Genomic DNA, 17,127 nt, shown 5'->3' on the forward strand with positions numbered 1-17,127 from the left:
GCGGCCGATGCGCGTCGGGATCTGCCCCTGGTCGGTCGCTCAAATCCGAGTATCGGCCGACGATCGGACATTCGCGCCGGCCGGCGTCGTGCGTGTCGATTTTCCGATACGCCGTTCGTCGTGTTGATATCGACCGGGCGGGCCGCGCGGCCGCGGTCCGGTTCCTCATCGATGCCTGTACGACGGAGAGAAAGGAGAGGCCAGATGCCTGATTCCCGCTATCGCTGGGTGATCGTCGCCGCGGGCGGCCTGATGGGCTGCATCGCGATCGGCGCGATGTTCTCGCTGCCCGTGTTCCTGCGGGCCATTGCCCGCGACACCGGCTGGTCGATGACCGGCATTTCCGCCGCGATGACGCTCGGCTTCATCGCGATGGCCTTCGCGAGCATCGGTTGGGGCAGCCTGTCGGACCGCATCGGCACGCGTGCGGTGGTCGTGACGGGCGCCGTGCTGCTGTCGGCGAGCCTCGCGCTCGCGAGCCGTGCGCCGTCGCTGTTCGCGTTCCAGCTGATTTTCGGGCTGGCCGTCGGCAGCGCGACGGCCGCGATGTTCGCGCCGATGATGGCTTGCGTGACCGGCTGGTTCGACACGCACCGCAGCCTCGCGGTATCGCTGGTGTCGGCCGGCATGGGCATGGCGCCGATGACGATGTCGCCGCTCGCGGCCTGGCTCGTGTCGGGCCACGACTGGCGCACGTCGATGCTGGCGATCGCCGCGCTGGCCGCCGTCGTGATGATTCCGGCGTCGCTGCTCGTGCGCCGTGCGCCCGCGCTCGACGGGCCACTCGACGGGCCGACGCCGGCAGGCGGGCCCGTGACCGCGCCGCTGTCGGTCGGCGGCGCGCTGCGCTCGCCGCAGTTCCTCGTGCTGCTGCTGACCAACTTCTTCTGCTGCGCGACGCACTCCGGCCCGATCTTCCATACGGTCAGTTACGCGGTGACCTGCGGGATCCCGCTGATTGCCGCAGTGTCGATCTACAGCGTCGAGGGGCTCGCCGGCATGGGCGGACGCATCGCGTTCGGGCTGCTGGGCGACCGGCTCGGTGCGAAGCGCTTGCTGGTGGCCGGGCTGCTCGCGCAGGCGCTGGGCGCGCTCGGCTATTACTTCGTGCGCACGCTGGACGGGTTCTACGTGGTCGCGACGCTGTTCGGTTTCATCTATGCGGGCGTGATGCCGCTCTATGCGGTGCTCGCGCGCGAGAACTTCCCGCTGCGGATGATGGGCACCGTGATCGGCGGCTGCGCGATGGCCGGCAGCCTCGGGATGGCGGCGGGGCCGGTCGCCGGCGGCCTGATCGTCGATGCGCTGGGCAGCTACGGCTGGCTGTACCTCGGATCGTTCGCGATCGGCCTCGGCGCGTTCCTCGTCGCGATGATGTTCCGGCCGTTTCCCAAGGAGCGCTCGCAGCCGGTCGCCGCATGACCTGGCTGCCCCGAAACGGCGATTTCAGCGAGATGACGACTGCTAGTTCGCGCCGACGAAAATAAAAAAAGCGGGGGCGGCGGCGCACGCACAAATCAGGCCAGACTCGCGCCAAATCCTCGCGAAGCCTGCTGCGGCGCAGCACAGCGGCAAGTCGCGGCGATCGGCACGCATGCGCGCCGATTCGGCCCCTAAAAATACAATATCGAGCATCCGTTCGAATGGCCTGTCATACGCGCGTCACCCTGCTAGAATTCGGCTGCCGCATTGTTCCGATTGACTGATGAGACTGCTTGACGCACTGGTCGAACAACGAATCGCCGCCGCCGCCGCGCGGGGCGAGTTCGACGATTTGCCGGGTACCGGCGCGCCGCAGGCGCTGGATGACGACCTGCTCGTACCCGAGGAGGTACGGGTGGCCAACCGTATCCTGAAGAACGCGGGCTTCGTGCCGCCGGCCGTCGAGCAACTGCGCGCGCTGCGCAATCTGCAGGACGAACTGCAGGCGGTCAGCGACCGCGCCGCGCGCTGCCGGCTGCAGGCGAAGATCCTCGCGCTTGACATGGCGCTCGAATCGCTGCGCGGCGGCCCGATGGTGATGCCGCGCGACTATTGCCGGCGCATCGCGGAGCGCCTCTGCGAGCGCGGGCTCGACGACATGCCCGCCGAAGCGGGGCCGATGTGAGCGTCGACACGCTGCACGACGCGGCAGCCGGATCCGCTGCCTCTACCGATTCTCCCGTTCCCGAAGCCGCACCCGTGTCGGCGCGCGACCTGAATTTCATGCGTCTCGCGCAGGCCGCCGCCGAAGAGGCGCGCGCGGCCGGTGAAGTGCCGGTCGGCGCGGTGCTGGTGTGCGGCGACGAGGTGATCGCGCGCGGCTTCAATCATCCGATCGGCGGGCACGACCCGTCGGCCCATGCGGAAATGGCCGCGCTGCGCATGGCCGCGCAGCATCTGCAGAATTACCGAATGCCCGGCTGCGAGCTGTACGTGACGCTCGAGCCATGCCTGATGTGCGCGGGCGCGATCATGCACGCCCGCATCGCACGGGTCGTCTACGGCGCCGCCGATCCGAAGACGGGCGCATGCGGCAGCGTGATCGACGCGTTCGCGAATCCGCAGCTCAACCACCATACCGAGGTGACCGGCGGCGTGCTCGCCGACGAGTGCGGCGCCGCGCTGAAGTCGTTCTTCGCGGAACGCCGCCGCGCGCTGCGTGAAGCGCGGCTCGCTCGCGACGCCGAAGCCGGCGCGTCATAAGCGCCCCCGAACGCGCCCGTCCCCCGAAGCGGGGCGGGCTGCCCGGTTCCGTGAACCCGAGACGGTTCGGACCCTCTAAGCAGGTTTGACGACCCTGAACCCTTCCGCCATGTCCTTCCAGCCCGCCGCGTCCTACACCATCCGCCTGCTGGCGCCGTCCGGTTATCCGCATGATCCCGACGCGATCAATCGCGCGCTCGAACGCCTGAGCGGCGCGCAGCAGCGCATCGAGAACATCGAGGCGACGCAGCGCCGCTTCCAGCGTTTCGGCGGGACCGACGGCGAGCGGGCAGGCGACCTGAATCGCCTGGCGGATCCGGAGCGCGCGCTGCCGGACATCGGGCTCGCGGTGCGCGGCGGCTACGGTGCCGCCCGCATCCTGCACGGGCTCGACTATCGCGGGCTCGAGCGCCGGCTGCGCGACCAGCCGATCGCGCTGGTGGGCCACAGCGACTTCACCGCGATCCAGCTCGCGCTGTACGCGAAGGCGCGCATCAAGACCTTCGGCGGCCCGATGCTGTCGGCCGACTTCGGCGCGGAAACGCTGAGCGACTTCACGATGCAACACTTCTGGCAGACGCTGTCGCAGCCGACCACGACGATCATCACCGAAGCGCCGCAGGTGCAGACCGTGAACGTGACGGGCACGCTGTGGGGCGGCAATCTCGCGATCCTGATGTCGCTCGTCGGCACGCCGTACATGCCCGACATCGAAGGCGGCATCCTGTTCATCGAGGACGTCAACGAGCAGCCGTTCCGGATCGAACGGATGATCTATCAGCTGCATCTGTCGGGGCTGCTCGCGCGCCAGCAGGCGCTGGTGCTCGGGCAGTTCACGGGCGCGCGGCCATTCGACTACGACAACGGCTACGACATGCAGGCGATGATCGACCAGGTACGCTCGGTGATCGGCATCCCGGTCGTCACGGGGCTGCAGTTCGGTCACGTGCCCGACCTGCTGACGCTGCCGTTCGGCGCGCACGCGCAGCTCGTCGCGAATGCGCACGGTTTCCGGCTTACGCTGTCGGACTATCCGCATCTCGGCTGAGCCGGACAGGCACCATCGAAAGGCGGGGGTTTCCCGCCTTTTCTTTGGGTATAAGCGCAACTAACGGTCGCAAATTTTCATCACTGTCGATTGGGCTTGTCTTATGGCGTGCACCATTTTTGTCAACAAAATAGCCGGAAGGGTATACGCCGTGATCCGCCTTGAATAAGCCTGAAATGCTTGCCGTGCCTGGCTTTCGTGCGCCGTGCACGGATCTGGCGCGACGGCGTGCACACGGATTGTGCGCATTTCGAGAAAAGAATTGTTGACAATCTTTATGTCCATCCTAGGATGAGGACCATCACACGATGCAGATCATGAACGAGCCCGATTCCCATGCGTCCGGTACAGCCGGCCCCGAAGCGATCGCCGAGCGGATTCGCACCGCGATCCTCGAGCATCGGCTCGCGCCCGGCGCGAAGCTGACGGAGGCGCAGCTCTGCGACGTGTTCAACGTGAAGCGCGGGACGATCCGGCAGGCGCTCGCGCTGCTCGCGGCCGACAAGCTCGTCGATCTCGAGCCGAACCGCGGTGCGTTCGTCGCGAGTCCGACGCTGCAGGACGTGCACGAGGTGTTCGAGATGCGGCGGATCATCGAGCTGGCCGTCGTCGAGCGGCTCGCGACGGGGCCGGGCGCAAAGCGGCTGAAGGGCGTCGCCGCGCTGATCGACAAGGAACGCAAGGCGTTCGAGCGGCACGATTTCGCGGCGTGGATCCGCCTGTCGGGCGAATTCCATACGGCGCTCGCGGCGCTGACGGGCAATGCGACGCTCTGCGAGTGCCTCGACGGGCTCGTCGCACGCTCGACGCTGATGTCGGCGCTGTACGAATCGCACGGGCGCAGCCCGTGCTCGTGCGACGACCACGACGAGATCCTGAGCGCGCTGGAAGCGGGGGATCCGAAGCGGGCGGTGACGCTGATGGCGCACCACCTGCAGCATGTCGAACTGAAGATGCTGGACCGGCCCGCGCAAGGGCAGGTCGATTTGCGCGAAGTGTTCGGCGGCGCCTGAGCGGCGACGCGAACCGGCCCGCGCGCCACACGACGAGAGCAATGCAGGCCGGCGGTTTGCGCCGCCGGCCGCCAGTCCGACTCCGGGCGACGATCCGGAGCGATATCGATGACGGTGGAGCGGCCGGGCGGCCGCGTCAAGGAGAAGTCATGGCTCAGTTCAGTGTGGCGCACGACAGCGCGTATCCGGCGGAAGAAGGCGGCGAGGGCGGCGGTTCCGCGTTGCCGCACGGTTACAGTCAACGTTTGTACAACGAAGATTTGGCACCCCTAAAGAATCAGACATGGGGTTCGTACAACATCTTCGCGTTCTGGATGTCGGACGTGCACAGCGTCGGCGGCTACGTGTTCGCGGGCAGCCTGTTCGCGCTCGGGCTGACGAGCTGGCAGGTGCTGATCGCACTGATCGTCGGCATCACGATCGTGAACCGGCTGTGCAACCTGATCGCGCGCCCGAGCCAGCAGATCGGCGTGCCGTATCCGGTCGCGTGCCGCGCGACGTTCGGCGTGCTCGGCGCGAACGTGCCGGCCGTGATCCGCGGCCTGATCGCGATCGCGTGGTACGGCATCCAGACCTATCTCGCGTCCAGCGCGCTCGTGATCGTCGTGCTGAAGTTTTTCCCGCAATGGCTGCCGTACGCGGACGTCCATCGTTACGGCTTCCTCGGGCTGTCCGCGGTCGGCTGGGCCGGCTTCATGCTGCTGTGGGTGCTGCAGGCGTTCGTGTTCTGGAACGGGATGGAGACGATCAAGAAGTTCATCGACTTCGCGGGCCCGGCCGTCTACGTCGTGATGTTCATCCTGGCCGGCTACATGGTGTGGCGCGCGGGCTGGCGCAACATCGGCCTGAACCTCGGCGGCGTCAAGTATCACGGCGCGGAAGTGATTCCGGTGATGATCACGGCCGTGTCGCTCGTCGTGTCGTACTTCTCCGGGCCGATGTTGAACTTCGGCGACTTCTCGCGCTACTGCCGCTCGTTCGGCGACGTGAAGCGCGGCAACTTCTGGGGGCTGCCGGTCAACTTCCTCGCGTTCTCGCTCGTCACGGTGATCACGACGGCCGCGACGCTGCCGGTGTTCGGCGAACTCATCACCGACCCCGTCGCGACGGTCGGCCGCATCGATCATCCGACCGCGGTGATCCTCGGCGCGCTGACCTTCACGATCGCGACGATCGGCATCAACATCGTCGCGAACTTCGTGTCGCCCGCGTTCGACTTCTCGAACGTCGCGCCGCGGCTGATCAGCTGGCGCGCGGGCGGGATGCTCGCCGCCGTCGCATCGATCTTCATCACGCCGTGGAACCTGTTCAACAACCCGGCCGTGATCCACTACACGCTCGACGTGCTCGGCGCGTTCATCGGCCCGCTGTACGGCGTGCTGATCGCCGACTTCTACCTCGTCAAGCGCGGCCGCCTCGTGCGCGACGACCTCTACACGATGTCGGAGAGCGGCGCTTACTGGTACACGGGCGGCGTGAACCGCCGCGCGCTCGCCGCGCTGCTGCCGGCCGCGGTGATCGCGGTCGTCTGCGTGATGGTGCCGGGCTGGGAGGCCGCCGCGAACTTCTCGTGGTTCATCGGCGCGGGGCTCGGCTTTGTGTTCTACCGGCTGCTCGTGAGCACGAAGGCCTGAGGAGCGCGCGATGAAGATCAAGCTGATCAATCCGAATACGACGCAGCGGATGACGGATGCGATGGGCCGCTGCGCGCGTGAAGTCGCGGCCGCGGGCACCGAGATCGTCGCGGTGAGCCCGCCGATGGGGCCGCCGTCGATCGAAGGCTATTACGACGAGGCGCTCGCGACGCCCGGGCTCCTCGCCGAGATCGCGCAGGGCGAGCGCGACGGCTGCGACGCGTACGTGATCGCGTGTTTCGGCGATCCGGGCCTGTATGCGGCGCGCGAGGTCGCGCGCGGGCCGGTGATCGGGATCGCCGAAGCGGCGATGCACGCGGCGAGCGTGCTCGCGCCGGGCTTCTCGGTCGTCACGACGCTCGCGCGCACCTGCGGGATGGCATGGCATCTCGCCGAGCGCTACGGGATGAAGCGGTTCTGCCGCAACGTGCGCGCGACCGACGTCGCGGTGCTCGAGCTCGACCGGCCAGGCTCGGCCGCGCGGCGGATCATCGTCGACGAATGCCGGCGCGCGCTCGACGAGGACGGTGCCGACGCGATCGTGCTCGGCTGCGCGGGGATGGCCGAATTCGCGCACGAGATCGAGCAGCAGATCGGCGCGCCGGTCGTGGAAGGCGTGACGGCGGCCGTCAAGTGGGCCGAGGCGCTCGTCGCGCTGCGCCTCGCGACCGCGAAGCGCGGCGACTATGCGCGGCCGCTGCCGAAGCGCTATGACGGCGAATTCGCGCGCTTCAGCCCGGCGGAGGACGCGTCGCCGGCCGCGGCGGCCGCCACCAGCACGACGCGCAGCGGGACCGCCGAGCCGCAACCGATGCCGGATTTGCCGCACCCGCACATACACACCGTCTGACCTGCACTATCTGCGCCGCTGTATGGGCGCGTCTGCACCTTTTCGCTACACTGGGCCGTCATCGCATCGGCCCGCGCGGCCGGCCTCCGGCACACGCGCGGGTCGATGCGAACCCATTATTCCGGCAAGCTTTCGTCGCACTTCGAACCCATGTCACTCGATCCCAACTATCCTCGCGACCTGATCGGCTACGGCCGCCATCCCGTGCAGGCGAACTGGCCCGGGCGTGCCCGCGTCGCCGTGCAATTCGTGCTGAACTACGAGGAGGGCGGCGAGAACTGCGTGCTGCACGGCGATCCGGCCTCCGAGCAGTTCCTGTCCGAAATCGTCGGCGCGGCCGCGTATCCGGACCGCCACATGAGCATGGAGTCGATCTACGAATACGGTTCGCGTGCCGGCGTATGGCGCATCCTGCGCGAATTCGAGAAGCGCGGGCTGCCGCTGACGGTGTTCGGCGTCGGCATGGCGATCGAGCGCCATCCGGAACTCGCGCGCGCATTCGTCGAGCTCGGTCATGAGATCGCGTGTCATGGCTGGCGCTGGATTCACTACCAGAGCATGACGCCCGAACTCGAGGCCGAGCACATGCGCCTCGGGATGGAAGCGATCGAGCGCGTGACGGGCGAGCGTCCGCTGGGCTGGTATACCGGCCGCGACAGCCCGAACACGCACCGTCTCGTCGCGGAATACGGCGGCTTCCTGTACGACTCCGACAACTATGGCGACGACCTGCCGTTCTGGATGGACGTCGCCGTGTCGGGCGGCGGCACGTCGCCGCAGCTGATCGTCCCGTACACGCTCGATACGAACGACATGCGTTTCGCGACGCCGCAGGGCTTCAACACCGGCGAGCACTTCTTCGACTACCTGCGCGACGCATTCGACGTGCTGTACGCCGAGGGCGACGAAGCGCCGAAGATGCTGTCGATCGGCATGCACTGCCGGTTGCTGGGCCGGCCGGGGCGTTTTCGCGGGCTGCAGCGTTTCCTCGACCACATCGAGCAGCACGATCGCGTATGGGTGACGCGCCGTGTCGATATCGCGCGTCATTGGCGTGAACATCATCCGTATCAGCCCAATCATCGAAACGAAGGGAAAGCATGAAGGCGATGCGTTACACGTTGGATCAACTGAACACGATGGCGCCGAGCGCATTCGTCGCGGCGCTGTCGGGGATCTTCGAACATTCGCCGTGGGTGGCCGAGGTCGCCGCGGCCGAGCGGCCGTTCGCGAGCATCGACGCGCTGCACAAGACGATGTCGGATGCGGTCGAGACGGGCGGCGAAGCGCGCCAGCTCGCCCTGATCAACGCTCACCCGGAGCTGGCCGGCAAGGCCGCCGTACGCGGCGAGCTGACGGCCGAGTCGACGCGCGAGCAGAGCGGCGCGGGTCTCGACCAGTGCACGCAGGAAGAGTTCGACAAGCTGCTGACGCTGAACCGCACGTATCGCGAGAAGTTCGGTTTCCCGTTCATCCTCGCGGTGCGCGGCTATGATCGGCACGGCATCATCGCGAACTTCGAGTCGCGCGTGAATCATTCGCGCGCCGAGGAATTGCGCGCGAGCCTCGACCAGATCTACCGGATCGCGCGCTTTCGCCTCGACGACCTGATCGGCGCCTGACACAACACGGCCTGCTGCGTCGCAGCGGCCTGACACCGCCTCACCGCCTCACTGAAACAAGGAAACATCATGGCTGTTCCGCTTCTCGATCCCAACGCACCCGATTTCACGCGGCGCTACGTGAACCTTGCCGACCCGCGTCTCGGTGCGCAGGCGCTCGAGGCCAGCGACGACTTCTTCGCGCCGAAGGACCGGATGCTGAACCCCGAGCCGGCGGTGTTCATCCCCGGCAAGTACGACGATCACGGCAAGTGGATGGATGGCTGGGAGACGCGCCGCAAGCGCACGACGGGCTATGACTGGTGCATCGTCAAGCTCGCGCGGCCGGGCGTGATCAAGGGTGTCGACATCGACACGAGCCATTTCACCGGCAACTTCCCGCCGGCCGCGTCGATCGAGGCCGCGTACGTGGCCGATGGCGCGCCGACGCATGCGACCGAGTGGGTCGAGATCGTGCCGTCGACGACGCTGCAGGGCAACAGCCATCACTACGTCGAAGCGAGCGATGCCCGCGCGTTCACGCACCTGCGCGTGAACATCTATCCGGACGGCGGCATCGCGCGCCTGCGCGTGTACGGCCAGCCGCAGCTCGACTGGGCCGGCGCGAGTGCGACCGAGCAGTTCGACCTCGCGGCGATGGAAAACGGCGGCTACGTGGTGGCGGCGAACAACCAGCACTTCGGCGTCGCGTCGAACCTGCTGCTGCCGGGCCGCGGCGTGAACATGGGCGACGGCTGGGAAACCCGGCGCCGCCGCGAACCGGGCAACGACTGGGCGATCATCGCGCTCGCGCAGCCGGGCGTGATCCGCAAGATCGAAGTCGATACCGCGTTCTTCAAGGGCAACTACCCGGACCGCTGCTCGATCCAGGCCGCGTACGTGTCGGGCGGCACCGACAGCTCGTTGATCACGCAGTCGATGTTCTGGCCGGTGCTGCTCGGCGAACAGAAGCTGCAGATGGACAAGCAGCATTATTTCGAACACGAAATCGCTTCGCTGGGCCCGGTGACGCACGTCCGCCTGAACATCATTCCGGATGGCGGCGTATCGCGCGTGCGTCTGTGGGGGACGCTCGACAAATGAAGACGCTTGCAATCGAACCGCTGACCAGGGAAGCGTTCGCGCCGTTCGGCGACGTGATCGAAACGGAGGGCGCGAAGCAGATTCCGATCAACCTCGGCACGACGATCCGCTTTCACGATCTCGCGAAAGTCGATGTGGCGGACGAAGACGGCCGCACGCTCATCAACCTGTTCCGCGGTCAGCCGCGCACGCTGCCGTTCGAGGTGAAGATGCTCGAGCGCCATCCGCTCGGCAGCCAGGCGTTCGTGCCGCTGAACGAGCAGCCGTATCTCGTCGTCGTCGCGCCGGCGGGCAATCTCGATCCGTCGAAGATCCGCGCGTTCGTGACGAGCGGGTGGCAGGGCGTCAACTATGCGAAGGGCGTGTGGCATCACCCGCTGATCGCACTCGGCGGCGTCAGCGACTTCATCGTCGTCGATCGCGGTGGTGAGGGCCTTAACCTGAACGAGCAGGACCTGCAGGAATCGCTGTGGCTCACCGAGGACGCGCTGGATGCGCTGACGGCCTGAGAGCCGGATTGCTGCCGTTGCCGTTCGAAGCAACCAGGAAACCCGCGCGCCGCGCGGGTTTTTTTATGCGTGCCGCGTGCTATCGTGCCCGCATCGCCACCGCCCGAAGTCCGGTTCCGGACCCGTCCCCGATGAGTCAACCTGAAAACGACCTCGCCGTCCTGCTGCGCACGATGCAGCCCGAGCTGCATCGCGGTGCCTTCGCATTCGTCGCGTTGCCGGCCGATGCGGAAATATCGTTATCCGAAACGATCGCGACGTTCCGCGAAGCGGAAGGCATGACGGTCGTGGTCGACGAAGAGACTGCGGCACGTCGCGGCTGGCCGGTGTTGTTTCGCGCCGCGTGGATCACGCTGACCGTGCATTCGGATCTCGCGGCGGTTGGCCTGACGGCCGCGTTCGCGCGGGCATTGGGCGCGGCCGGCATCAGCTGCAACGTGATGGCCGCTGCGTATCATGATCACATCTTCGTGCCGTTCGACGACGGCCCGCGCGCGCTCGATGCGCTCGTCGCGCTGCAGCGCGACGCGATGCGCGGCTAGCGGGCGACGCGTTTCGCACAGGCAAAAAAACGGGCCCGTTTCCGGGCCCGCGAACGGAGAGGATGCGCCGGCAATCGACCGCCGGCGCCCGGCGGCTTACTTGACCGCGCCGCCCTCGAACCAGGCGGCGAGCTTCACGCGCTCGTCGTCGGTCATGTGCGTGACGTTGCCGATCGGCATCGCCTTCAGGCGCACGGCCTGCTCGTAGATACGCTGCGCGTTCTTCGACACTTCGTCCGGCGTGTCGAACATCACGCCGGCGGGCGCGCTGCCCATCAGCGTCGGCTTGGCCGAGTGGCACTCGACGCAGCGCTGCTGCAGGATCGGCATGATGTCGTTGATCGCGATCTTCGGTGCGTTCGCGGCCTGCGCTTCCGGTGCGACCGGCTTCGGCATCGTCCACACGAGGGCGCCCGACAGCAACGCGACGCCGCCGATCGGCAGGTACCACAGCTGCTTGCCGCGGTGACGCATCACGAAGAACTGACGGATCAGCGCGCCGGCCAGCATGATCAGCACGAGCACGACCCAGTTGAACTTGTTCGTGTACGTCATCGCATAGTGGTTCGACAGCATCGCGAACACGACCGGCAGCGTGAAATACGTGTTGTGCACCGAGCGCTGCTTGCCGCGCTTGCCGTAGATCGGGTTCGGCTCTTCGCCCTTGAGCATCTTGTCGACCATCTTGCGCTGGCCCGGGATGATCACGAAGAACACGTTCGCCGACATGATCGTCGCGAGCATCGCGCCGACGATCAGGTACGCCGCACGGCCCGCGAAGATGTGGCACGCAAGATACGCGGCGACGACGACGTAGAGGCCCACGCAGATGCCGAGCACGCGATCGTTGGTGCCGAGGATGCGGCACAGCGAGTCGTAGACGATCCAGCCGGCCGCGAGGAAGCCGAGCGCGGATGCGACGGCGACCACCGGGCCCATGTCGAGCACGCTCTTGTCGATCAGGTACGTGTTCGGTGCGAGCAGGTACAGCACGAAGAACAGCGAGAAGCCCGACAGCCAGGTCGTGTACGACGGCCACTTCGACCAGTGCAGGTCATCCGGCATTTCCGGCGGGGCGACCGTGTACTTCTGCATGTTGTAGAAACCGCCACCGTGGACGTGCCACAGCTCGCCGAACACGCCGCGCTTGCGCTGGTTCGCGTCGGTCGGCGGTTTCAGGCTGTTGTCGAGCGCGACGAAATAGAACGACTCGCCGATCCACGCAATGGCGACGATGACGTGCAGCCATCGCAGCGCGAGGTTCAGCCAGTCGGTGATGAAGCCTTCCATGAAACTCCTCCAGACTCAGATCGTTATCTTTGATGCGGGCGCCGATGCGTGTGTCAGCTGCCGCGATAGGTGCTGTACGACCACGGCGACACGAGCAGCGGCACGTGGTAGTGCGATGCGGTGTCGGCGATGCCGAAGCGCAGCACGACGCGGTCGACGAAACGGGGTTCGGGCACCTTCACGCCGAGCGACGCGAAGTAGTCGCCGGCATGGAATACGAGTTCGTATTCGCCGGCGGCGAGCGCGGCGCCTTCGAGCAGCGGTGCGTCGCAGCGGCCGTCGCTATTGGTCAGCACGGTCTTGATCGCGCGGCGCGATTCGCCGTCGAGCGCGTAGAGGTCCACCTTGATGGCAGCACCGGGACGACCGTGCGCCGTATCGAGTACGTGGGTAGTGAGCTTTCCCATTCGTTGTGTCCTTGTGTGAATGCGAGGTTCGGCGGCGACTCGATCCATTGACTGTGCGGCGGATCGAGGCTCCACGTCACGTGGCTACATACCCGTCGGCGAGAGTGAAGCGAGCGCCGTGCAGGCATTGTAAAAAGGTTCCCCGCGCAAATACGGGCGCGATATCGAAGATAATGCGCCGCGCATGAACCGCTGTCGACGGCACGCCGGAAGCGGCCCGCAGCCTGAGATTCCGGGGCTTGACGCCCCCTGCGCGGCGTACCATATCGAAACCGTGAAGCGCGGTATTCGGGTTCGCGCATTGTGCGCGGCGCGCGCTTGGGCGATGCTGCCGCCGTGCGCGTCGGGCCGTGAGCCCGCGCGCACCCCGAAGACGGCGTGCACGCCGGGTAACCGGGCCAGCGCGTTCGAACGGACGCAGGCACCCGGGCGTGCCGCGAATCAGCGTTCGAACGGCTTTGTGAACGTCACCGGGAGCGGCTCCCGGCGGCAGAACGACGCGGAGAACGCATGAACCTCGAGCAGCACGCCGGCGCACGCGCGCCACAGCCATCCTCATCCCGCCCGAAAACCCTGCTGGTCAAGCACGCCGACGTGCTCGTGACCATGGACGACACGCGCCGCGAACTGCGCGACGCGGGGCTCTATATCGAAGACAACCGGATCGTCGCGGTCGGCCCGAGCGCCGAGCTGCCGGATAGCGCCGACGAAGTGCTCGACCTGCGTGGCCACCTGGTGATCCCGGGGCTCGTGAACACGCACCATCACATGTACCAGAGCCTCACGCGCGCGGTGCCGGCCGCGCAGAACGCCGAGCTGTTCGGGTGGCTCACGAACCTGTACCGGATCTGGGCGCACCTGACGCCCGAGATGATCGAGGTGTCGACGCTGACCGCGATGGCCGAGCTGCTGCAGTCGGGCTGCACGACGTCGAGCGACCACCTGTACATCTATCCGAACGGCAGCCGGCTCGACGACAGCATCGGCGCCGCGCAGCGGATCGGCATGCGGTTTCACGCGAGCCGCGGCGCGATGAGTGTCGGCCAGCGCGACGGCGGGCTGCCGCCCGACTCGGTCGTCGAGCGCGAGCCCGACATCCTGCGCGACGCGCAGCGCCTGATCGAGACCTATCACGACGAAGGCCGCTACGCGATGCTGCGCGTGGTCGTCGCGCCGTGCTCGCCGTTCTCGGTGAGCCGCGGCCTGATGCGCGACGCGGCCGTGCTGGCCCGCGACTACGGCGTGTCGTTGCACACGCACCTGGCCGAGAACGTCAACGACATCGCGTACAGCCGCGAGAAGTTCGGGATGACGCCGGCCGAATACGCGGAAGATCTGGGCTGGGTCGGCCACGACGTGTGGCATGCGCACTGCGTGCAGCTCGACGATGCGGGCATCGGCCTGTTCGCGCGCACCGGCACCGGCGTCGCGCACTGTCCGTGTTCGAACATGCGGCTCGCGTCGGGCATCGCGCCGGTGAAGAAGATGCGTCTCGCGGGCGTGCCGGTCGGGATCGGCGTCGACGGCTCCGCGTCGAACGACGGCGCGCAGATGGTCGCGGAAGTGCGGCAGGCGCTGCTGCTGCAGCGGGTCGGCTTCGGGCCCGATGCGATGACCGCGCGGGAAGCGCTCGAGATCGCGACGCTCGGTGGCGCGAAGGTGCTGAATCGCGACGATATCGGCGCGCTGAAGCCCGGCATGGCCGCGGACTTCGCCGCGTTCGACCTGCGCCAGCCGCTGTTCGCGGGCGCGCTGCACGATCCGGTCGCGGCGCTCGTGTTCTGCGCGCCGTCGCAGACGGCGTACACGGTGGTGAACGGGAAGGTGGTGGTGCGGGAAGGGCGGCTCGCGACGCTCGACCTGCCGCCCGTCATCGAGCGCCACAACGCTCTTGCGCACGCCCTCGTGGAGGCGTCGCGCTGACGCACGGGCGCGGGGCGCGCACCGCGCGCGGCGGATCAGGCGCGCGGCGGCGGTTGCGGCTGCCAGACCGTACCGCGACGGCCTGACCGGTGCGCGCCGTGCGCGATCAAGCCTCGATCAGCGTGCGGGTCGCTTCGGCGACGAGGCTGCGCAGCCAGCGCACTTCGTCGGAATAGTGGCAGCGTTCGTGCCACAGCTGGTAGTACTGCATCGGCGGGAAGTCGAGCGGCGCCGGCACGACCGACAGCGGCAGGAACTTCGCGTAATGATCGGCGAACAGGCGCGTCGTCGTGAAGATCAGGTCGGACTTCACCAGCACGTACGGTGCGAGGTTGAAGTAAGGCAGCGTGACGACCACGTGGCGCTTGAGCCGCTCGCGCGCGAGGTGCACGTCGATCGCGCCGCGCTGGCCGACCGAGTACGGCGTCGGCGCGAGATGCGGCGCGTTCAGGTACTGGTCGAGCGTGAGCCCGCCGCGCTTCGCGAACGGATGCGTGTTGCTCATCAGGCAGACGATTTCGTCGACGAACAGGTTCGACAGGTGCAGCTGCTCGGGCGGCTCGGGCCAGTTGCCGACGACGATGTCGAGCTTGCCGTCTTCCAGCGCGAGCTCGTAGTCGAACGCGGGGCCGAGCGAGTGGAACTCGAGCGTCGCATTCGGCGCGGCCTGGCGGAAGCGCTCGACGACGGTCGGCACGAACAGCACGTTCAGGTAGTCGGGGCAGCCGATCCGGTAGCAGCGGATCGACGTGGCCGGGTCGAAATTGTGCTGCTGGAACTTGATGCGCTCGATTTCACGCAGTGCGTTCTGCACCGGTTCGAGCAGGCGCAGCCCGTATTCGGTCGGGACCATGCCGGACTTCCCGCGCACGAGGAGCGGATCGCCGGTGATGTCGCGCAGGCGCCGCAGCGCGGCGCTGATCGCCGGTTGCGACTGGTTCAGTTTGACGGCCGCGCGCGTGACGCTGCGCTCCATCAACAAGGTGTGCAAGACGCGCAAGAGGTACGTGTCGATCGCCTCGCGTTGCTGACTCATGATATCTCCGTTTATATGTACGGGCTGATCGAGGGGGTGTGGGGGTATATGGTTTTTAATATGAACGAAAATCAGCGTCAAGAGATGGATACCCGCAGACGCCCGCCGGCCGGGCCTCGACACGGGGCCCGAACGGGGCGTCATGCAGGCGGGCGCGGCGCCGCGCGGATGCGCATTGCACGCATCCGGCGGTCGGGGCACCGCGCGCGGTGCGTCAGTCGTCGATGCGCATGCCGACTTTCAGCGTGACCTGCCAGTGGATGACCTGGTCGCCTTCGATGTGGCCGCGTGTTTCGGTCACCTGGAACCAGTGCAGGTTATGCAGCGTCTTGCCGGCTTTCGAGATCGCGTTGCGGATGGCGTCGTCGCACGATTGGCGCGACGAGCCGGTCAGTTCGATCAGCTTGTAGACGTGGTCGCTCATGATGCGCTCCCTGGTATGTCGGTATGTGGTCGGTATGGCCGGCGGCAGCGGCGGGCCCGAAGCGGCGCCGCGCGTGTCCGGCTTCTTGAGTGATAGGTATGATGGGCGGCAAGTGCAACCTCAATTGGAGACGGGGAACATCGTGGAAGTCGGATATTGCGGACCGGGATTGATGGGCGCGCCGATGATTCGGCATTTGCTGGCGGCGGGCCACCGGGTCAGCGTATGGAACCGGACGCGCGGCAAGGCCGAGGCGCTTGAAAAGGATGGCGCGCAGGTGGTCGACACGCCGCGCGAACTGGCCGAGCGCGTCGATACGGTGTTCATGTGCGTGCTCGACGGCCGTGCGGTCGGCGATGTCACGTTCGGCGAGCACGGGCTGCTTGCCGGCGATGCGAACGCACGCCGCCTGAAGCGCATTGTCGATCATTCGAGCATTCCGCCGGCCACGACGCGCGACTATGCGGCGCGCGCAGCCGCGCTCGGCGTCGGCTGGATCGACGCGCCCGTGTCGGGCGGCGTGCCCGGCGCGCAGGCCGGTACGCTCGCGGTGATGGCGGGCGGCGGCGCGGCCGACCTCGACGCGGTGCGGCCGTTGATCGACGCGTACGCGTCGCGCATCACGCACATGGGCGACGCCGGTGCAGGCCAGACCGCGAAGCTGTGCAACCAGGCGATCGTCACCGCGACGGTGACCGCGATCGCGGAAGCGGTCGGCCTGGCGCAGGCGAGCGGCATCGATGCCGCGCGTCTGGCCGACGCACTGGCGGGCGGCTGGGCCGACTCGGTGCTGCTGCAGACTTTCGTGCCGCGCATGACGTCAGGCGGCCACCCGCCGATGGGTGCGCTGAGCACGTTCCAGAAGGATGTCGATGCGATCGCCGACGCCGCGCGCGACACGGGCGCGGTGATGCCCGTGTCGGCCACGGTGCAGCAGGTGCTGCGGCTGGGCGCTGCGCAGGGCCTCGCCGGCGCCGATTTCGCCGCGTTCATCGACATCGTCCGGCCCGGCAACGGGCGCGGGACGGCGCAGTGAGCGCGTGGCGGCGGTGAAGCGGGAA

At 67.4% G+C, this 17,127-nt stretch carries 18 protein-coding genes; 14 read left to right on the forward strand and 4 right to left on the reverse strand.

The window, feature by feature from the left end; translation table 11 throughout:
- Positions 1-204: 204 nt before the first annotated feature.
- From SB771_RS08905 to SB771_RS08960, 12 genes are all read left to right on the forward strand, one after another.
- Complete coding sequence (locus SB771_RS08905) at positions 205-1,422, forward strand: MFS transporter (protein ID WP_175660540.1); 1,218 nt, start codon at positions 205-207, stop codon at positions 1,420-1,422.
- A 283-nt stretch (positions 1,423-1,705) separates the two neighbouring features.
- Positions 1,706-2,107 carry a DnaJ family domain-containing protein gene (locus tag SB771_RS08910; RefSeq protein WP_006760552.1) on the forward strand — a complete coding sequence of 134 codons (402 nt, stop codon included), beginning with the start codon at positions 1,706-1,708 and terminating at the stop codon, positions 2,105-2,107.
- On the forward strand, positions 2,104-2,685 hold the full coding sequence (tadA, locus tag SB771_RS08915) for a tRNA adenosine(34) deaminase TadA (RefSeq protein WP_175660541.1): 582 nt from the start codon (positions 2,104-2,106) through the stop codon (positions 2,683-2,685). The genes SB771_RS08910 and tadA overlap by 4 nt, the downstream gene beginning before the upstream one ends.
- Positions 2,686-2,794: 109 nt before the next feature.
- Positions 2,795-3,733, forward strand: a complete 939-nt coding sequence (ldcA, locus tag SB771_RS08920) for a muramoyltetrapeptide carboxypeptidase (RefSeq protein WP_175660542.1) — start codon at positions 2,795-2,797, stop codon at positions 3,731-3,733.
- Between the two features lie 308 nt (positions 3,734-4,041).
- Positions 4,042-4,746, forward strand: coding sequence for a GntR family transcriptional regulator (locus SB771_RS08925; protein ID WP_175660543.1), 705 nt, complete (start codon positions 4,042-4,044; stop codon positions 4,744-4,746).
- A gap of 149 nt (positions 4,747-4,895) precedes the next feature.
- Positions 4,896-6,380: an NCS1 family nucleobase:cation symporter-1 gene (locus SB771_RS08930; protein WP_175660544.1), complete on the forward strand. Its 1,485-nt coding sequence runs from the start codon at positions 4,896-4,898 to the stop codon at positions 6,378-6,380.
- Between the two features lie 10 nt (positions 6,381-6,390).
- Entirely contained in the window at positions 6,391-7,230 is an 840-nt protein-coding gene (locus SB771_RS08935) for an aspartate/glutamate racemase family protein (protein ID WP_175660545.1), read from the forward strand.
- A gap of 150 nt (positions 7,231-7,380) precedes the next feature.
- Positions 7,381-8,334 (forward strand): allantoinase PuuE, encoded by a 954-nt coding sequence (gene puuE / locus SB771_RS08940; protein WP_041491208.1) that lies wholly within the window; start codon positions 7,381-7,383, stop codon positions 8,332-8,334.
- Positions 8,331-8,852, forward strand: coding sequence for a 2-oxo-4-hydroxy-4-carboxy-5-ureidoimidazoline decarboxylase (gene uraD, locus SB771_RS08945; RefSeq protein WP_175660546.1), 522 nt, complete (start codon positions 8,331-8,333; stop codon positions 8,850-8,852). The genes puuE and uraD overlap by 4 nt, the downstream gene beginning before the upstream one ends.
- 69 nt (positions 8,853-8,921) lie before the next feature.
- Positions 8,922-9,935 (forward strand): allantoicase, encoded by a 1,014-nt coding sequence (alc, locus tag SB771_RS08950; RefSeq protein ID WP_126228068.1) that lies wholly within the window; start codon positions 8,922-8,924, stop codon positions 9,933-9,935.
- A complete protein-coding gene (locus tag SB771_RS08955) occupies positions 9,932-10,444 on the forward strand; it encodes an ureidoglycolate lyase (protein WP_175660547.1) in 513 nt (170 codons plus the stop codon). The genes alc and SB771_RS08955 overlap by 4 nt, the downstream gene beginning before the upstream one ends.
- Positions 10,445-10,575: 131 nt before the next feature.
- Positions 10,576-10,986: an ACT domain-containing protein gene (locus SB771_RS08960; protein WP_175660548.1), complete on the forward strand. Its 411-nt coding sequence runs from the start codon at positions 10,576-10,578 to the stop codon at positions 10,984-10,986.
- Positions 10,987-11,082: 96 nt separating this feature from the next.
- On the opposite strand, the gene SB771_RS08965 is transcribed toward SB771_RS08960, so the two are convergent.
- Together SB771_RS08965 and uraH are read right to left on the reverse strand one after the other, a co-directional pair.
- Positions 11,083-12,276, reverse strand: a complete 1,194-nt coding sequence (locus SB771_RS08965) for a urate hydroxylase PuuD (RefSeq protein WP_175655562.1) — start codon at positions 12,274-12,276, stop codon at positions 11,083-11,085.
- A 53-nt stretch (positions 12,277-12,329) separates the two neighbouring features.
- The gene (gene uraH / locus SB771_RS08970; RefSeq protein WP_012364099.1) at positions 12,330-12,683 is read right to left on the reverse strand and encodes a hydroxyisourate hydrolase; all 354 of its coding nucleotides are present in this window, start codon (positions 12,681-12,683) and stop codon (positions 12,330-12,332) included.
- A gap of 510 nt (positions 12,684-13,193) precedes the next feature.
- On the opposite strand from uraH, the gene SB771_RS08975 reads away from it, so the two are divergent.
- Positions 13,194-14,606 (forward strand): 8-oxoguanine deaminase, encoded by a 1,413-nt coding sequence (locus tag SB771_RS08975; protein ID WP_006762468.1) that lies wholly within the window; start codon positions 13,194-13,196, stop codon positions 14,604-14,606.
- A gap of 106 nt (positions 14,607-14,712) precedes the next feature.
- On the opposite strand, the gene SB771_RS08980 is transcribed toward SB771_RS08975, so the two are convergent.
- Positions 14,713-15,642, reverse strand: coding sequence for a LysR substrate-binding domain-containing protein (locus SB771_RS08980; protein WP_006762467.1), 930 nt, complete (start codon positions 15,640-15,642; stop codon positions 14,713-14,715).
- Between the two features lie 214 nt (positions 15,643-15,856).
- Positions 15,857-16,066, reverse strand: coding sequence for a dodecin (locus SB771_RS08985; protein WP_006755984.1), 210 nt, complete (start codon positions 16,064-16,066; stop codon positions 15,857-15,859).
- 142 nt (positions 16,067-16,208) lie between these two features.
- Between SB771_RS08985 and SB771_RS08990 the strand changes: the two genes are divergently transcribed.
- Positions 16,209-17,102 carry an NAD(P)-dependent oxidoreductase gene (locus SB771_RS08990; RefSeq protein WP_175660668.1) on the forward strand — a complete coding sequence of 298 codons (894 nt, stop codon included), beginning with the start codon at positions 16,209-16,211 and terminating at the stop codon, positions 17,100-17,102.
- The last annotated feature ends 25 nt before the right edge of the window (positions 17,103-17,127 follow it).

Source organism: Burkholderia sp. SIMBA_051, assembly GCF_046534915.1.
GTDB lineage: Bacteria > Pseudomonadota > Gammaproteobacteria > Burkholderiales > Burkholderiaceae > Burkholderia > Burkholderia ambifaria.